Below are 16407 nucleotides of genomic sequence, written 5' to 3' on the forward strand. Positions count from 1 at the left end.
GTGCGGATAGCCCGCATCTTCAACACCTACGGCCCCCGCATGAGCCCCGAGGATGGGCGCGTGGTGTCGAACTTCGTACGCCAGGCGCTCGCGGGCGAACCGCTGACGCTTTACGGCGAAGGCGAGCAGACGCGCTCCTTCTGTTATGTCGACGACCTCGTAGAGGGACTGATGCGGCTCATGGCGTCGGCTGTGGAAGGGCCCGTGAACCTCGGCAACCCCGGGGAGTTTACCGTGCGGGCACTGGCCGAGATGGTGCGTGAACTGACGGGCTCCGCGTCCCCCCTCGTGCACCGGCCCTTGCCCCCCGACGACCCGCGCCAGCGCCGCCCCGATATCGCCCGTGCCCAAAGCGAATTGGGATGGATGCCCAGCATCGACCTGCGTCAAGGCCTCCAGCGCACCATCGACCACTTCCGCGAGGAGATGGCCCAGTCGGAGCGCAAGGATGCCAAGGCCGGCTGACCATCAAGCCAGCGAGTAGCGCGCCAGTTCGTCATGGATCGCACCCGCCTTGCGCAGCGTGGATCGCCAGAGCCCGAAGCCGTCCACCAAGAAGGGCGGGCAAGGAAAGCTCTGCCAGCGCGTCAGGAACCTTGCGAGTTTCTCGTGCTCGTCCGGACCTGACCGGTCGAAGCGTGCCAGCGTGACATGCGGCCGGAACCGCTTCCGCTCGAGCGGCAGGCCCGCGCCATGCAGGGCCGGCAGCACCTTGTCATGGAGCGCCTTGACCTGCGCCGGATCCTTGATCCCTGCCCAGAGCACCGTGGGCTCACGGTTCCCAAAGGTGCCCAGGCCTGCCAATTGCATTTCGAAGGGTGGGAAGCGGATGCCGGTCAGCGCCTCGTGCGCCGCCTGGATCAGGTCGTCTGGCTGTTCGCCCAGAAAGGCAAGCGTCAGGTGCATCTGATCGGGGTCCGTCAGGCGGCCGACAGGCACATGGTCCTGAAGATCCTCCAGGGCGGTCCGGACAGGATCGGGCATGTCGATGGCAACAAAGGCGCGCATGGGGCCTCATCTGGCGTTTGGTGGCTGGCACGGCAAGGACGGTCAAAGGCCGAACGGATAGGTGTCGGGCACACCCTCCGGGCCATGCTCCGCATGGTGCTCGGGACCGAGCGGGGTCACGGCGGTCGTTTCGTCGAACCAGACCCAGCCGTTGAACTGAAGGGGCAGGGTGCAGCGGGCGTAGTGGCTCGCCAACTCCGACTCGGGCCGGTAGATCACGCCGATGAAGCGTTCCAGACGGGGCTCTCCCAGGGCCGCCGTCAGGTCGGGGTCGCGGTGGAGATCGAGCAGGAAGCGCGGCACGCCCGAGTCGTGGGACAGCCGCTCGTAGCTGTCCGGCCGTGAGGGGCGGACCTGCTTCACCTCCATGTCGCCGTCCCAGTCGGTCGCGGCGGCGACAGTGCCGGTGTGGGTGCCGAAGCCGATCAGCGCGGCCTCTTCCTTCCACCATTCGCGGCAAAGCTGGCCGATGTTCAACTCGCCGCGCCGCTGGCCCATGTCGGTGTGCCGCGCGTCCCCGATATGGGAGTTGTGGGCCCAGACCACGGCTTTGGACTGCGGCCCTTGCGCGTCGAGGATGCTTTGCAGCGTCTCGAACATATGGGTGTCGCGGAGGTTCCAGGACTCTTCGTCGCCGTAGTACATGATGCGGTAGTACCGCTCGGCCGAGGCGACGAGGCGTGCGTTCCGCTCCGCGTCGAGGAAGCCTACTCCATCCTCGGCCGCATAGGACAGGCGCTTCTCCAGCAGGTCGCGCCATTGCTGGGTGACCGCCTTCTCGCAGCGCCGGTAGCCTTCGGTCAGCACGGCGCGGCCGTAGCGGGCGGGCTCCTCCTGCCAGGGATGCAGGCAGCCGTAGCGCTCCCGCGCGACGCTTGCGGCCTCGGGGTCCACCTCGTCGAGATAGTTCAGGACCGCGCCGATGGAGCCGCTCATGTTGTACATGTCGAGCCCGAAGAAGCCCGCCTGCCGTTCGGGCGGCTTGTCGGCGTTCCAGGCGCGCAGCCATTCGATGAAGGCCGCCACGTCGGTGTTGCGCCACATCCAGCTTGGAAAGCGCTGGAACGGCGGCTCTGTCCCGTCGCGGCCGGGCCGGTGGCGGACATAGCGGTCGAGTACGGCGGCGTCGGGCCAGTCGGCCTCGACGGCGACGGCGGTGAAGCCGTGGTGCTCGATCAGGTGGCGCGAGATGGCGGCGCGGGCGCGGTAGAACTCGGAGGTTCCGTGGCTTGCCTCACCCAAGAGCACCACGCGCCGGTCGGCGTATCGGTCGAACAAACGTCCGAAAGTCGGGTCGTCGAAAGCGGGCAAGGGCTGGGCCGCGTCCGCAATCATCCGGGCCAGGTCCTGTGTGGCCATCATGCCGTTCGTGGGGGTCATGGCGTCTCCTTCCATCCCTGCGCGCCGATCAGCGGAACGAAGCGCACGGGCTCAAGCGTCAGTCGATGGTAGTCCGAGGGGCCCACGCGCGTGATCCTGACAAGGTCTTGGGTTCGGTCGCCCCGATCCACCGGGATCACGAGCCGTCCGCCCATGGCGAGTTGCGCCTTCAGCGCCTCGGGCACATCCGGGGCGCCCGCCGAAACCAAAATGACGTCGTAAGGCGCATCGCCGGGCCAGCCCAGCGTGCCATCCGCCAGATGGATGTCCACATTCCCGAAAGCCAGACGCTCCAGCCGCTCCCGCGCGGCTTCTGCCAAGGCCGGATGACGCTCGACCGCGATCACGCGGGATGCCAGGTGGCCCAGCACCGCTGCGGCGTAGCCGGAGCCCGCGCCCACTTCCAGTACGCGGTCCATGGGCCCGACCGCCGCTGCCTCGATCATGCGAGCCACGATGTAGGGTTGGGATATCGTCTGCCCCTCTTCGATGGAAAGCGGCTCGTCTGCGTAGGCCCGCGCCGCGACGGCCGGCGGGACGAACACCTCGCGAGGGACCTCCCCCATGGCCCGGAGCAGGCGAGGGTCCCCGATGCCACGCCGGGCAATCTGCTGGTCCACCATGAGGGCACGGGCGAGCGTGAAGTCCATCCGCTCAGGGCCTCCGGTCAAGAACGACAACGATGGCCTCCCGGGGGACGGACGCCTGACCGATGCCCGATGGGAGCCCGCTCACGGTGGCGATCCCGTCGGACAGGTCGAACATGACAGGCCCTCCGCGTCCCTGGCAGGACAGGAACCGCAAGCGGCGGGCGAGGTTCCGGCCCGACGGATCAGGTCAGCTCTTCCAGCAGGTCCAGCACCAGACCCATGCGCTCTTCGGCGGTGCCGCTCTCGTGCCGCAGCACGAGGCGTCCGTTCATCCATTCCAGCGCAAGGTCCGAAGCCGTGACGGCCTCCGCGAACCGCTCTTCGGCCTCGTCCTCGAAGTCGAGCGCTATCGCGGCCGGTCCGACCGAGATCCGAGTCACGCCAAGAGTCCGCGCCAGCGCCCGGATCTGCCCGGCGCGCAGCAGTTCCCGCACGGCGGGCGGGGGAGGGCCGAAGCGGTCGGCGATCTCGTCCGTCATGCGGTCCACGTCCCCTGCGTCCTGCGTGCGCGCGAGCCGGTGGTAGAGGTTGATGCGCACCTCGGGCTCGGGGATGTAGTCGGCGGGCAGGGTGCCCGTGGCCTCGGCCTGGAACTCCACCTCCCGGTGACGGATGGGCTCGCCCTTGGCGGCGCGGATCGCGTCGCCAAGCAGATCCTGATAAAGGCCCAGTCCGATCAGGCGCACATGGCCGGTCTGCCGGTCCCCGAACAGCTCGCCTCCGCCGCGCAGATCAAGGTCCTGGGCGCTGATGGCCATGCCCGCGCCCAGCCGGTCCAGCGCCTGGAGCGTGCCCAGCCGCTTCATCGTCGCCGGAGGAAGCTCCTGCCCTTCCTGGGTCATCAGGTAGCAGAAGGCCTGCACGCCACCGCGTCCCACCCGACCGCGCAACTGGTGAAGCTGCGCGAGACCGAACAGGTCGGGCCTGAGCACGACCATCGTGTTGGCGCGGGGCACATCAAGGCCGGACTCGATGATGCTGGTGGCCAGCAGCACGTCCCCGTCGCCTTCGGCAAAGCCCACCATGACCTCGTCGATCTCCTTGGCGGGAAGCTGGCCATGGGCCACGCGCAGACGGAAGCGCGGCAGGAGGCGGCCCAGCATGGCCGAGATGGGCTCGATGTCCTCCACGCGGGGTACGACGACGAAGCTTTGCCCGCCGCGCCGCCGTTCGCGCAGCAAGGCCTGTTTCAGCGTCTCGGAGTCCTGTTCCACGACAAGGGTGCGGATCGGGCGGCGGCGGGCGGGCGGGGTGGCGATGACGGACAGGTCCTGAAGTCCCACCAGGGCCGACTGCAGGGTGCGAGGGATGGGGGTGGCGGTCATGGTCAGCAGGTGCGCCTCGCCTACCAGCGCCCGTGCCTTGTCCTTGTCCGCAAAGCCCAGCCGCTGCTCCTCGTCGATCACCATCAGCCCAAGGTTCGCGAACGTGACGCCCTTGCCCAGCATCGCCTGGGTGCCCACGACGATGTGGATGGAGCCGTTCGCCAGGCCATCCTTGACGCGCTTGGCCTCGGTCGCGCCCACGAGGCGGGACAGGTGCGCGATCTCCAGGCCCAGGCCGTCGAACCGGCGCTGGACGTTGGAGAAATGTTGGCGGGCCAGCACGGTCGTGGGGGCAAGGATCGCCACTTGCCGGCCCGCGAAGGCGCAGGCGGCAGCGGCGCGCATCGCGACCTCGGTCTTGCCGAAGCCCACGTCGCCGATGACGATCCGGTTCATCGGCGTGCCCGAAGCCAGATCCTCCAACGTCGCTCGGATGGCCCGCGCCTGATCGGGCGTTTCCTCGAAGGGAAAGCGCGCGGCCAGCCGTTCGTAAAGGGTGCCATCCGGAACGAGCTTTGGAGCCTGAGTCGCGTGCCGCCCTTCCGCCGCGCGGATCAGGGCGCGAGCCGTCTCGGCCAAGCCCTCGGACACCTTGGTGCGGCGCTTGTCCCAGCTTCCGCTGTTCAGCCGGTCCAACGCCACCTCGCCTTCGTCCGAACCATAGCGCCATATCTTTCCGGCTTCGCCCGCCGGCACGAGAAGATCCTGATCCTCGGCATAGGCCAGGCGGATCGCTTCTCCGTCCAAGCCTTCGGTGCTGATGGCTTCCAGCCCATCGAGCCGGGCGACCCCATGATCCATGTGGACCACGATGTCCCCTTCGTGCAGCTCCGCCGCCTCAAGGGTCCAGGGCGCCGCCACGGTTTCGTGGCCCGCTGTTCCGGCGCGGCTGCCCAGCACGTCGCGCGCGGCGATCACCGCAACGCCGCTGCGCCGATCGACGAATCCTTCGTCCAGCGCCGTCTTCAATGCCACGGGCTTGCCCGGCTCGGCGGCCAGGGCGGCGGGCCAGTCAGCCACAAGCTCGGGCGTCTCTCCTGCCACGTCGCGAAGCCGCCTCGCGAGGCGATCCCGGTCGCGTCCGGCGAACCCCGCGACCACCACACGCCGCCCGGCCTCGGCCTGCTCCGACAGGAAGGTTGCGATGACGGCTCGGGCGCGCCGGTTCTCCGCAAAAGGGGGAATGACCGCGGCGTCCGAGCCGTCGATCAGTCCGGCGTTCTCGCGGTTGGCGATACGGTCCCGCTCCTCCGCCGAAAGGTACAGCCGCTCGGGCGGGGGCGCGCGCCGGGCCGCGGTGTCCTGCGCTGATCGTTCACGATAGGCCTCCGCGATCAGCGACAGCGCCTGCCTGCGCGCCCGCTCGGCCTCGGGGGTGAAGGACAGCCGGGCAGATGGCATGTGATCGAACAGCGATGACAGGCTGGGATAGGCGTCGGGCAGGCGATGCTCCACGCCTTTGTCCTCCTCCTCTTCGTCACCCTGCGACAGCCCCGGCAACTCCGACGCCGCGTCGACGACAAGGGCATCGACGTCGCCCACGGACAGTTGGGTCGCGGGGTCATAGCGGCGGATGGCGGTGATCGTGTCCGCGACCTCGATCCGGTAGGGCCAGTCCGAGGCGGCGAGGTAGATGTCGATGACCTCGCCGCGGACCGCGACCTCGCCCGGTTCGTCCACCCGCTCGTCGACATGGTAGCCCGTCTCCAGACAAAAGCGGCGCAAGGCTTCCTCGTCCAGGGACTCGCCCACCTGCATCCGGAAACCGCGCGCCGCTCCCGGAGGAGGCACGCGCTGAAGCAGTGAGGCAGGGGTGGCGACGACGATGGACGGGGCCTCGGGCTCTGCAAGCTGGCGCAGCACGGCCATGCGCCGGCCCATCGCCGTGGCCGACGGGGAGGCGAAGTCATAGGGCAGCACGTCCCAGGGCAGGAAGGCCACAGCCCGCGTCGATGGGGCGACCTGGACCAGGAACCGCGCGATCTCCTCGGCCCTGTGCTCCCCGGTCGTCATGTGGAGCAGGGGGCGGCCGTCGGATGCCTCAAGCAACGTGAGAAGGCGCGCGGCTTCCAGGCCGAGAGGAAAGTCATCCGCCAATCAGGTCCCTCATCATCGTTCCAATGGGCATCAGGCGCCCCGTTCCGGTCGGCCTCCAACGGCTTCCAACCGGCACGGTTCCTGTCACTTCCGCTTGGTCAGGCCCTGCGAATTGGGGTTTCTGTCCAGTCGATGGAACCAATGTGCCCTCGGTTAGCGTTAGACAGCCACGCCTAGGCGACGGGCGCACGACAACCGACCCCAAGAAGAACGCAGAATCGGCGCTCGCCGGGGGATGGGTTGTGAACTGGGACAATCGAGACAGGAGATACGATGGCGGACGCGACCCCTTTTCCCTTGAACGAGAACGCCGGCCTCCTGATCTGCTTTTCTCATCTTCGCTGGGATTTCGTGCTGCAACGGCCACAGCATCTGATGAAGCGGTTCGCTAAAGGACGTCGGGTGATCCTTTGGGAAGAAGCTATCCCCACCGATCACGACAAGGCCTACTACGAGATCCACGTTTTTGCCGATGACAAGGTCCGCTCGATCCGTCCTCGCATCCCGCGGGATTGGTCGGCTCAGCAGTCCGAGCAGGCTCAGGCCGGGATGCTGGACGACCTTCTGGCGCTCCAGGGTGGGCCCAAGCCGGTTCTGTGGTTCTACACGCCCATGATGTGGCCCATCGGGGCCCATGTTGCAGCCGACGCGGTCGTCTACGACTGCATGGACGAGCTGTCGCACTTCAAGTTCGCTCCGCCCGAGCTGCGCGAGCGCGAGGCGGCGCTCCTCAAGGCGGCTGATGTGGTGTTCACCGGCGGCTACAGCATCTACGAGGCCAAGCGCCTCCAGCACGACAACATCCACCCCTTTCCGTCCTCGGTGGACGGCGCCCATTTCGCCCAGGCACGCAAGGGCCTGCCGACCCCCGCCGACATGGCCGGCATCCCCGGCCCACGCTTCGGCTTCTACGGCGTCATCGACGAACGGATCGACCTCACCCTGATCGACCATGTGGCGGCGGCCCGTCCCGACTGGCAGATCGTGATGGTAGGGCCACTGTCCAAGATCGGGCCCGAAGACCTGCCGCGCCGGCCGAACATCCACTATCCGGGCGGCAAGTCCTATGCCGAGCTGCCGGCCTACCTGTCGAGCTGGGACGTCGCGCTGATGCCGTTTGCCATCAACGAGGCGACGCGGTTCATCTCGCCCACCAAGACGCCCGAATACCTTGCGGCTGGCCGCCCCGTGGTATCCACGCCCATCCGCGACGTGGTGCGCCATTACGGCAACCTCGAAGGCGTCAAGATCGCCGACACGCCCGAAGCCTTCCTCCAAGCCTGTGACGCGGCCTTGGCCTTGTCCAAGGCACCGCAGGCCTGGCGTCCCGAGGTGGACCGAATGCTCGCCGACCTGAGCTGGGACTCCACCTTCAAGCGCATGGACCGTCTGGTGGCTGAGGCGGTGCAGATGCGCCGGTCGCGTCGCGCCCCCGACCGCTTTGCCGCCCCCGGCATCCGTCGTGGCGGCTCCAGGCCCTATGACGTCGTGATCGCCGGCGCGGGCTTTGCCGGCGCGATCATGGCCGAGCGTCTGGCCGAAGGGTCCGGTAAGCGGGTTCTGGTGGTGGACAAGCGGCCCCACGTCGCGGGCAATGCCTACGACCTTCACGACAAGGCGGGCGTGCTGATCCACCAGTACGGTCCCCATATCTTCCACACGAACAGCGAACAGGTCGTTGATTACCTGTCCCGGTTCACGGCTTGGCGGCCCTACGAGCATCGGGTTCTGGCGCAGGTGGATGGCAAGCTGCTGCCCATGCCGATCAACCGGACCACGCTGAACGGCCTTTACAACCTGAATCTCCAGTCCGATGAGGACGCCGCGGCGTTCCTTGCGGCGCAGGCCGAGCCGGTTGAGAAGATCGAGACGTCCCGCGACGTGGTCGTGAACGCCGTGGGCTCGCATCTCTACGAGACATTCTTCCAGGGTTATACGCGCAAGCAGTGGGGCCTCGACCCGTCCGAACTGGACAAGTCCGTGACGTCACGGGTGCCGACGCGCACCTCGCTCGACGACCGGTACTTCACCGACACGTTCCAGGCGATGCCCAAGGAAGGCTTCACCCGGATGTTCGAGCGCATGCTCGACCATCCGAACATCGACCTCGCGCTGGGGGCGGACTACCACGACCTGAAGCCCTCGGACCTCGCGCCGCTCACGGTCTATACCGGGCCCATCGATCACTTCTTCGACTACCGCTTCGGGCCGCTGCCCTACCGCAGCCTCCAGTTCCGTCACGAGACGCTGGACCAGCGCCGGTTCCAAGAGGTCGCCGTGGTGAACTACCCGGCGGAAGAGGTGCCCTACACCCGGATCACCGAATACAAGTACCTCACCGGGCAGGTGCACGATCAGACCTCGATCACCTACGAGTATCCGAGCGCCGTGGGCGACCCGTACTACCCGATCCCGCGTCCCGAGAACCAGATCCTCTTCAAGAAGTACGAGGCCCTGGCTCAGCAGCGGGACGACGTGATCTTCCTCGGGCGGCTTGGCACCTATCGCTACTACAACATGGACCAGGTCGTTGGGCAGGCTCTCGCGACCTACCGCCGACTGGCCGAACGGATGACGGTCCAAACCGGCGCGGCCTCCACGGCGGCCGAGTGACGCCAAGAGGCGTGCGTCCTACCTGAACTGACACGGCCGAGCTTTCGGGCTCGGCCGTTTTGCGTTCGGTCTTTGCGATGGTCGGATCGGACGAGAACGGTTCGCTCTCTCGTAGGCAGTGCGGCTCGCGCAGGTCGGCTGCTCTCCGACTTCCCCGCATCGTCCTCGATCCGCCCTGGCCATCCCGTTCTCGCCCAACCGCGAGCGGCGGCGTACCCGCCTGACGGCCTGCCTCTGGCCAGGCGCGAATCGCGACCTAGTCTCCCGAGCGCACCGGACGGTTCCGACCCGCCGGACCCAAGAGGGCCGTTCCGCGTTGAGCGCCCCGAACCCCAAGCTCCGACCAAGGGACATGACCCGGTCGGCGGATCGCGATTGCGGCCCGCCCGGGCGTCCCGTTCATCGCAGGAGACGACATGGACCAAGACCACCGGACCGCGCCGATGACCGAACGCAAGGTCGTCGCCGCTGCAATGACCCTAGGGCTCGGCGCCCTGGCGGGCCTTGCGGCCTATTCCTACCTGGGCCCATCCCAGTCCCAGTCCGAGCGTCACGCCAAGACCCCGCGCCTGACCGACGATGCGCCCGGCCGGACGGCCAAGCAGGCCCGCTTCGGTGATTATGCCGTGACGGGCCGCAGCGTGACGATCAACGCCCCCGCCGAGCGGATCTACAGCTTCTGGCGCGATTTTGCGAACCTCCCGCGCTTCATGGAGAACATCCAGGACGCGCGCGAGATCGAGCCCGGCCTGTCCACCTGGACCATCCGGGCGCCGCTGGGGCAGACCGTGCAGGTCAAGTCACGGATCGTGAACGACCGCCCCGGCGAGCAGATCGCCTGGCGGTCCACCGAGGACAGCCAGATCCAGACCGAGGGCAAGGTGCTGTTCCGCGAGGCCCTCGGCGGGCGCGGAACGGTGGTGGAAGCCATCATCGCCTACAAGCCGCCCATGGGCCTGGCAGGGCAGGCCATCGCCAAGCTGTTCCAGGCCGAGCCGTCGATTCAGGCCCGGCGCGACCTCAAGCGGCTCAAGATGCTCATCGAGACCGGCGAGGTCGCGACCAACGCGAACCGGCGCGACAAGGCCGACAAGTTCCAGCAGAACCAGCAGGCCGTCCAGGCGGACCTGGCCCAGACCGCGACCGTCTGAGGAGGACATCATGCGCGCACTCACCTATCACGGCAAGCACGACGTCCGCGTGGACACCCACCCCGATCCGCAGATCGTCAACCCTCGCGACGCGATCATCGAGGTCACCTCGACTGCAATCTGCGGCTCGGACCTGCACCTGTTCGACGGCGTGATCCCGGGCGTCCTCAAGGGCGACATCCTGGGTCACGAGTTCATGGGCCGGGTCGTCGAGGTCGGGCCGTCCTCGACCCTCAAGGTCGGGCAGCGGGTGACCATCCCCTTCACCATCTCCTGCGGGGCCTGCTTCCATTGTCGCAACGCGGAGTTCTCGCATTGCGACAACTCCAACCCTGCCGAAAAGCAGGACGCCTCTGAGACGCTGTACGGCCATTCGATGTCGGGCCTTTTCGGTTACTCGCACATGACCGGGGGCTATCCCGGCGGGCAGGCCGAGTATGTCCGCGTACCGTTCTCGGATGTCGGACCTCTCGTCATCCCCGACCACCTCGAGGATGAAAAAGTGCTGTTCCTGACCGACATCCTTTCGACCGGATGGATGGCGGCGGATCAGGCCACCGTGGAGCAGGGCGACACCATCGTCGTCTGGGGCGCGGGGCCCGTGGGCCTCTTTGCCGCGCAGTCGGCCCGCGTGATGGGCGCCGAGCAGGTCATTGTGATCGACCATTACCCGCATCGGCTGGAGCTTGCGCGCAAGCTTGGCTGCAAGGTGATCGACTTCGGTCAGACCAACGTCCTCGAGGCGCTCATGGAGATGACGGGCGGGCAAGGGCCCGACGCCGTGATCGACGCCGTGGGCATGGAAAGCCATGGCTTCGCCAACTTCAACCCGATCGACACGCTCAAGCAGAAGGTGGGCATCGGGGCCGATCGCATCGGCGCGCTGCGCCAAGCCATCCTCGCTGTCCGCAAGGGCGGTCGCGTGTCCGTGCCCGGCGTCTATGGTGGTATGTCGGACAAGTTCCCCACCGGAGCGCTGATGGAGAAAGGCCTGACCCTGCGCACCGGTCAGACCCATGTCCAACGCTACCAGAAGGAACTGCTGCAGCGCATCGAGAACGGCGAGATCGACACCACCTTCCTGATCTCGGACATCATGTCCCTCGAGGACGCGACGACCGGGTACAAGAACTTTGCCTACAACCAGAACGAATGGACCAAGGTCGTCCTGAAGCCTCAGTGGGAAAAGGGCCGCCGACAGGACGGGCGCGCCCGGACCGAGACGTCGCTGGCCACCGGGGCCGAGGTTCGCACGGAACAAACCAAGGGAGCGCTGGCCCATGCCTGATCGCAAGCTCGCCATCGTCACGGGCGCGTCCTCCGGCATCGGACGCGAACTGGCCCGCTGCGCCGCCGAGGATGGCTGCGACCTCATCATCTGCGCCAACGAGGCCGAGATCGAGGACGCCGCCCGCGAGCTTCGTGAGCACGGCGGCTCGGTCGAGGTGGTGCAGGCCGACCTGTCCACCGAGGAAGGCGTCCTGACCCTTTGGCATCAGGTTGGCGCGCGGGAGGTGGACTACCTCATGGCGAATGCGGGGCTGACCTTGGGCCATGCCTTCGTGGACCAGGAGTGGCCGCGCATCCGCGAGATGATCGGCCTCAACATCGAGGGGACGACGTTGCTCCTTCATCGCGCCTTGCCGCGGATGCAGGCGCGGGGCGAGGGGCGGGTGCTCGTCACCGGCTCCATCGCCGGGTTCATGCCGGGCAGCTACCAGGCCGTCTACAATGCCAGCAAGGCTTACCTCGATTCCCTCAGCTTCGCCTTGAACGACGAGATGCGGGAGCACGGCGTCACGGTCACCTGCCTGATGCCGGGCCCTGTACACACCGAAGTGTTCAAGCGCGGCGACATGGAGAACACGCCCATGGGCGAGACCTCCCTCAAGGACACGCCGGATCACACGGCGCGCCTGGGCTACGAGGCGATGAAGGCGGGCAAGGCGGGCATGACGCCCGGCCTGATGAACAAGCTCATCACCACCTTCGCGGGCGTCCTGCCCGAACCGATGCTGGCCCGCATGAACCGCTGGTTGTCCGAGCCGGACGACGACAAGGAAAAGGCGAGCTAAGCCCGCACGAGCGGAGTGTTGACGGACTCGTGAGGAGGCGGTGGTCGGAACCCGGCCACCGCCTTTTTGTTGTCCGCTTGTATCCGCACCGGATTCCGAAAGGACTTTCCATGCAATCCCTGTTGAAGACGACGACCGCGAGCGCGGCGCTCGCGGCCGCTCTTTCCGTTTCGCCCATCGCCCTGCTGGCTCAGGACGCCACCGCTGGCGGAGCGGCGGCCCCCGACGCTGCGGCCGATCCGGCGGCGACCAATGACACCACGATGGCCCAGGAGGGCACGGCGGCCCAAGGCGATGCCGCGGCCGCTGACGCCACGACCGGAGCGGCGACCGAGAGCGGCACCATGACCGCCGAGGAGGGCACCGCTGTCGAGCCTGCCGACGGCACCCAGACCGAGACCGCCCAAGGCACGGCAGCGCCGGACACCGCTGCCGGCGACACGACGGTCGCCCAGGATGACGCCGCGGCCGCCGGCGAAGATGCCGCTACCGACACGGCGGGCACCCAGGACACCCAGACCGCTGCGGGCGACATCCCGGCCGAGCCGAGCGAGCAGATGGCCGCCGTCCTCGACAAGCACGCCGAGCTTGGCGCGCGCCCCATCGACGAGCTGTCGGTCGAGGAGGCACGCACGCAGCCCTCGCCGGCTGACGCCGTGATGGCCGTGATGGAGGAGCAAGGCATCGAGATGCCCGCCGAACTCGCGGCGATTGCGACGCGCGACATCACCTATCCTGCCGCCGACGGCTCGGAGCAGCCGCTTCGCGTCTACACGCCCGAAGGCGAGGGACCGTTCCCGCTGATCGTCTACTTCCACGGCGGCGGCTGGGTGATCGCCGACATCGACACCTATGACGCCTCGGCCCGCGCCCTGTCGGCTGGCGCCGGCGCGGTGGTCGTCTCGGTCGAATACCGCCACGCCCCCGAGGCGCAGTTCCCGGCCCAGCACGAGGATGCCAACGCGGCCTATGCCTGGATCATAGAGAACTCGGGCTCGCTCAACGCCGACAGTGAGCGCCTCGCGGTCGCGGGCGAGAGCGCGGGCGGCAACTTGGCCATCAACGTCGCTATCAACGCGCGCGATGCGCAACTCACGCAGCCCGACCACATGCTGCTGGTCTATCCCATCGCCGGCAACGACATGGAGACGGCCTCCTACCAGTCCTATGCCGAGGCGAAGCCGCTCAGCCGCGCTGCCATGATGTGGTTCGTCGAGAACGTCTTCGCCGACCAGTCCCAGACCGCCGACCCGCGCATCAACCTCGTGGGCCGAGACGACCTTGCGGGGCTGCCGCCGGCCACCATCATCAACGCCGAGATCGACCCGCTCACGACCGAAGGTGTGGCGCTCGGCTCGCTCCTCGAGGAGGCCGGGGTGGAGGTCAACCAGATGACCTATCCCGGCGTCACCCACGAGTTCTTCGGCATGGGAGCCGTGGTGCCCGAGGCCAAGGAGGCCGTGGACTTGGCCACGACCGACCTTCGCGCCGCCTTCGGAAGTGACGCCGCCCAGCCTGCCACGGCCGACGCCTCCTCCGATGAGGTGACCGACGTGGAAGCCACGGCCACCGATGGTGCCGCCACGACGGCGGACGACGGCGCGGCCACCCAGTTGGAAGGCGCGACCGAGCCCGCAGCCGAGGATAGCGCGACCGACCAGTGACGGTCGGCCAGCGGTTCTGAAACGCAGGCTGAACGCCCGGGAGCCGATGGCTTTCCGGGCGTTCATCGTTTGGTAATCTTTCCGTTGATCCACGCCGATCTTCCTCCACATAAAGCGGCATGGTCCACCGTTCCCTGCTGTTGGCGTTGCTCCTGTCCGCTGTCCTGGGCCTGTCGGTCGAGGACGCCCCCGACTTGTCGGGGAGGGTTCATGTCATCGATGCGGATACCTTCGATGTGGGCGAGATCCGGGTCCGGCTCCATGGCGTCGATGCGCCTGAAAGCGATCAGACCTGTCTCGATGCCGATGGTCAGGAGTGGCCCTGCGGTGCCTGGTCCGTCGAGCAGGCCGAGGCCCGCTGGGAGGGCCGCACCGCCGGTTGCGAACGGCTCGACATCGACCGGTACGGGCGAACGGTCGCGCGCTGCGAGGTCAATGGCATCGACCTAGGGGCGACGCTCGTCTCGGGCGGAATGGCGCTGGCCTATCGTGACTATTCCGACGACTACCTTCCGCAGGAAGCATCGGCACAGGGCGCCAGGGTCGGCGTGTGGCGGGGCGAGTTCCAGATACCCCAGGACTACCGCCGGGGTCCGACCCTCGTTGTGACGGATGTCGCGGTGGTGGATTCAGCGGGAGGATGCCAGATCAAGGGTAACATCTCCGGAACGGACCGCATCTACCATAGGCCCGGCGGTCGCAGCTACGCAGCCACCCGCATCGACGAGTCTGCAGGCGAACGTTGGTTCTGCTCGGAGGAGGAGGCCCAGGCCGCGGGATGGCGGGCGGCGCGTTAGCCGTCCTGCGTGCCCCGGACCAGCAGGAGAGACACCCCCGCCAGCGCCGCCGATCCGGCCATCAGCGCCTGGAGCGGCCAAGCCCCCGACTCCCGGCTCAGCATCGCTCCGGCCAGGACCGACAGCGCGGCCCCTCCGGCTGTCATGATCGCGCCGGACAGGCCGCTCGCCGTTCCGGCAAGGTCCGGGCGGACCGAGATCGATCCCGCCATGGCGTTGGGCAGGGTCATGCCGTTGCCCAGACCCAGGGCCGTGCAGAAGCCGAAGAAAACCCAGGGGTTATCCGGGCCCGACACCGTCAGCACGAGCGACGCCACAAGGCCCAGCGTCGCCACCACGCAGCCCCAGGCCGCCATGCGGTCGATGCCCACGCGGACCGAAAAGCGACCGGACAAGAAGTTGCCCAAGGTGTAGCCGATGGCGGGCGAGCCCAGGGCGATCCCGGTCCAGACCGGCGACAGTCCGAAGATCTCTCCGGAAACGAAGGACGCGCCGCCCAGCAGCGCGAAGAAGGCCCCCGAAGCGAAGGCGGCGCAGAGCGAATAGCCCCAGAACCGTCGCGATCCCAGCAAGGCCGGATAATGCGCAAGCTGCGCCGCGAGCCCATCGCCCCGCGCCTGCGCCGTCTCGCCCTGGTCGGCGACGACAAGCATCAGCACCAGCGTTCCGCCGACCGCCAGGAGCACGAAGGACGCTTGCCAGCCAAAGCTTTCGTCGAGAGCACCGCCGATCATCGGGCCGACCATGGGAATGAGCGCCATGCCCATGGTGATGTAGCCGATCCGGGAAGCGGCCTCAGTGGCGCCCACCGTGTCGCGGACCACGGCGCGGGACAGCACGATCCCGGTGATCACGACCGCCTGCGCCATGCGGAAGGCAAGAAAGACCCCGGCCGTGGGCGCGAACAGGGCCCCCAGCGTCGCCAGGATGAACAGAGCCATCGCTCCGATCATGACGGGCCGGCGGCCCAGGGTGTCCGCGACCGACCCCATGGCGATCTGGAGCACGGCCGTCATCGCGAGATAGCCTGACACCGCCAGCTGCATCACGGCGTAGCTCGCGCCGAAATGGTCTGCCATCCGCGCCAGCGACGGCAGGAACACCGACACGTTCAGCGAAGCGATCCCCGAGGCGAGGATCAGCGTGGCGATGTGAGGCGGGGTGGTGCGGTCCAGGAACCGCACGGCGGCGTGCGTGGCCATGTCAGCTCCATTTGTGAAAGATGAAGAAGGCGCCCAAAGCGATGAAGCCGAAGCCCACGAGATGGTTCCAGGTCAGCGGCTCCTTGAGGTACGTCACCGAGAACACGGCAAAGACCGACAACGTCAGAACTTCCTGAATGGTCTTGAGTTGCGCGGCTGAGAACACGGTCGAACCGATCCGGTTCGCTGGAACCTGCAGGCAGTACTCGAAGAAGGCGATGCCCCAAGACACCATGATCACGAGGAGGAGGGACGCCCCCTTGTGCTTGAGGTGCCCGTACCACGCGAAGGTCATGAAGATGTTGGAGGCGAGCAGCAGGCCGATGGTGGTGAGCGGAATGGGTAGAGCGGGCATGGAAAGACTCCGGAGGGCCTTCCTGCTCTGGCCCAAGCGGGCGGTTAGCGCAACCAGACGGCCAGGGGGATTGGCAACGGCCCTGATCTA

At 67.6% G+C, this 16407-nt stretch carries 13 protein-coding genes; 7 read left to right on the forward strand and 6 right to left on the reverse strand.

What is annotated here, in order from left to right; genetic code table 11:
* Positions 1-465: NAD-dependent epimerase/dehydratase family protein (locus tag FHG66_RS17160; protein WP_139078278.1), on the forward strand; the 465-nt coding region annotated here is incomplete at its 5' end.
* A gap of 3 nt (positions 466-468) precedes the next feature.
* Here the strand turns inward: FHG66_RS17160 and thpR are convergent.
* The 4 genes from thpR to FHG66_RS17180 all read right to left on the reverse strand — a co-directional run bounded on the left by thpR (position 469) and on the right by FHG66_RS17180 (position 6460).
* Positions 469-1008: an RNA 2',3'-cyclic phosphodiesterase gene (gene thpR, locus FHG66_RS17165; protein WP_139078279.1), complete on the reverse strand. Its 540-nt coding sequence runs from the start codon at positions 1006-1008 to the stop codon at positions 469-471.
* Between the two features lie 42 nt (positions 1009-1050).
* Positions 1051-2388 carry an erythromycin esterase family protein gene (locus FHG66_RS17170; protein WP_246082661.1) on the reverse strand — a complete coding sequence of 446 codons (1338 nt, stop codon included), beginning with the start codon at positions 2386-2388 and terminating at the stop codon, positions 1051-1053.
* Positions 2385-3038, reverse strand: coding sequence for a protein-L-isoaspartate(D-aspartate) O-methyltransferase (locus FHG66_RS17175; protein WP_218013893.1), 654 nt, complete (start codon positions 3036-3038; stop codon positions 2385-2387). The genes FHG66_RS17170 and FHG66_RS17175 overlap by 4 nt, the downstream gene beginning before the upstream one ends.
* Positions 3039-3220: 182 nt before the next feature.
* Positions 3221-6460 carry a DEAD/DEAH box helicase gene (locus tag FHG66_RS17180; RefSeq protein ID WP_246082662.1) on the reverse strand — a complete coding sequence of 1080 codons (3240 nt, stop codon included), beginning with the start codon at positions 6458-6460 and terminating at the stop codon, positions 3221-3223.
* Between the two features lie 273 nt (positions 6461-6733).
* Here FHG66_RS17180 and glf point away from each other — a divergent pair, with 273 nt between their 5' ends.
* From glf to FHG66_RS17210, 6 genes are all read left to right on the forward strand, one after another.
* Positions 6734-9073 (forward strand): UDP-galactopyranose mutase, encoded by a 2340-nt coding sequence (gene glf / locus FHG66_RS17185; protein ID WP_218013894.1) that lies wholly within the window; start codon positions 6734-6736, stop codon positions 9071-9073.
* Between the two features lie 416 nt (positions 9074-9489).
* Positions 9490-10224 (forward strand): SRPBCC family protein, encoded by a 735-nt coding sequence (locus tag FHG66_RS17190; protein ID WP_218013895.1) that lies wholly within the window; start codon positions 9490-9492, stop codon positions 10222-10224.
* A 10-nt stretch (positions 10225-10234) separates the two neighbouring features.
* Positions 10235-11512 (forward strand): zinc-dependent alcohol dehydrogenase, encoded by a 1278-nt coding sequence (locus tag FHG66_RS17195; RefSeq protein ID WP_139078281.1) that lies wholly within the window; start codon positions 10235-10237, stop codon positions 11510-11512.
* Positions 11505-12299: an SDR family NAD(P)-dependent oxidoreductase gene (locus FHG66_RS17200; RefSeq protein WP_139078282.1), complete on the forward strand. Its 795-nt coding sequence runs from the start codon at positions 11505-11507 to the stop codon at positions 12297-12299. Before FHG66_RS17195 ends, FHG66_RS17200 begins: the two co-directional genes overlap by 8 nt.
* A gap of 110 nt (positions 12300-12409) precedes the next feature.
* Entirely contained in the window at positions 12410-13963 is a 1554-nt protein-coding gene (locus FHG66_RS17205) for an alpha/beta hydrolase (RefSeq protein ID WP_246082663.1), read from the forward strand.
* Positions 13964-14082: 119 nt separating this feature from the next.
* Entirely contained in the window at positions 14083-14760 is a 678-nt protein-coding gene (locus FHG66_RS17210; RefSeq protein ID WP_139078283.1) for a thermonuclease family protein, read from the forward strand.
* Here FHG66_RS17210 and FHG66_RS17215 read toward each other — a convergent pair.
* Positions 14757-15962, reverse strand: coding sequence for a multidrug effflux MFS transporter (locus FHG66_RS17215; protein WP_139078284.1), 1206 nt, complete (start codon positions 15960-15962; stop codon positions 14757-14759). The two genes, FHG66_RS17210 and FHG66_RS17215, sit on opposite strands and share 4 nt — an antisense overlap.
* A 1-nt stretch (position 15963) precedes the next feature.
* Positions 15964-16317, reverse strand: coding sequence for a DMT family protein (locus FHG66_RS17220; RefSeq protein ID WP_139078285.1), 354 nt, complete (start codon positions 16315-16317; stop codon positions 15964-15966).
* Positions 16318-16407 lie beyond the last annotated feature (90 nt).

The organism is Rubellimicrobium rubrum (assembly GCF_006152115.1).
Lineage (GTDB): Bacteria > Pseudomonadota > Alphaproteobacteria > Rhodobacterales > Rhodobacteraceae > Rubellimicrobium > Rubellimicrobium rubrum.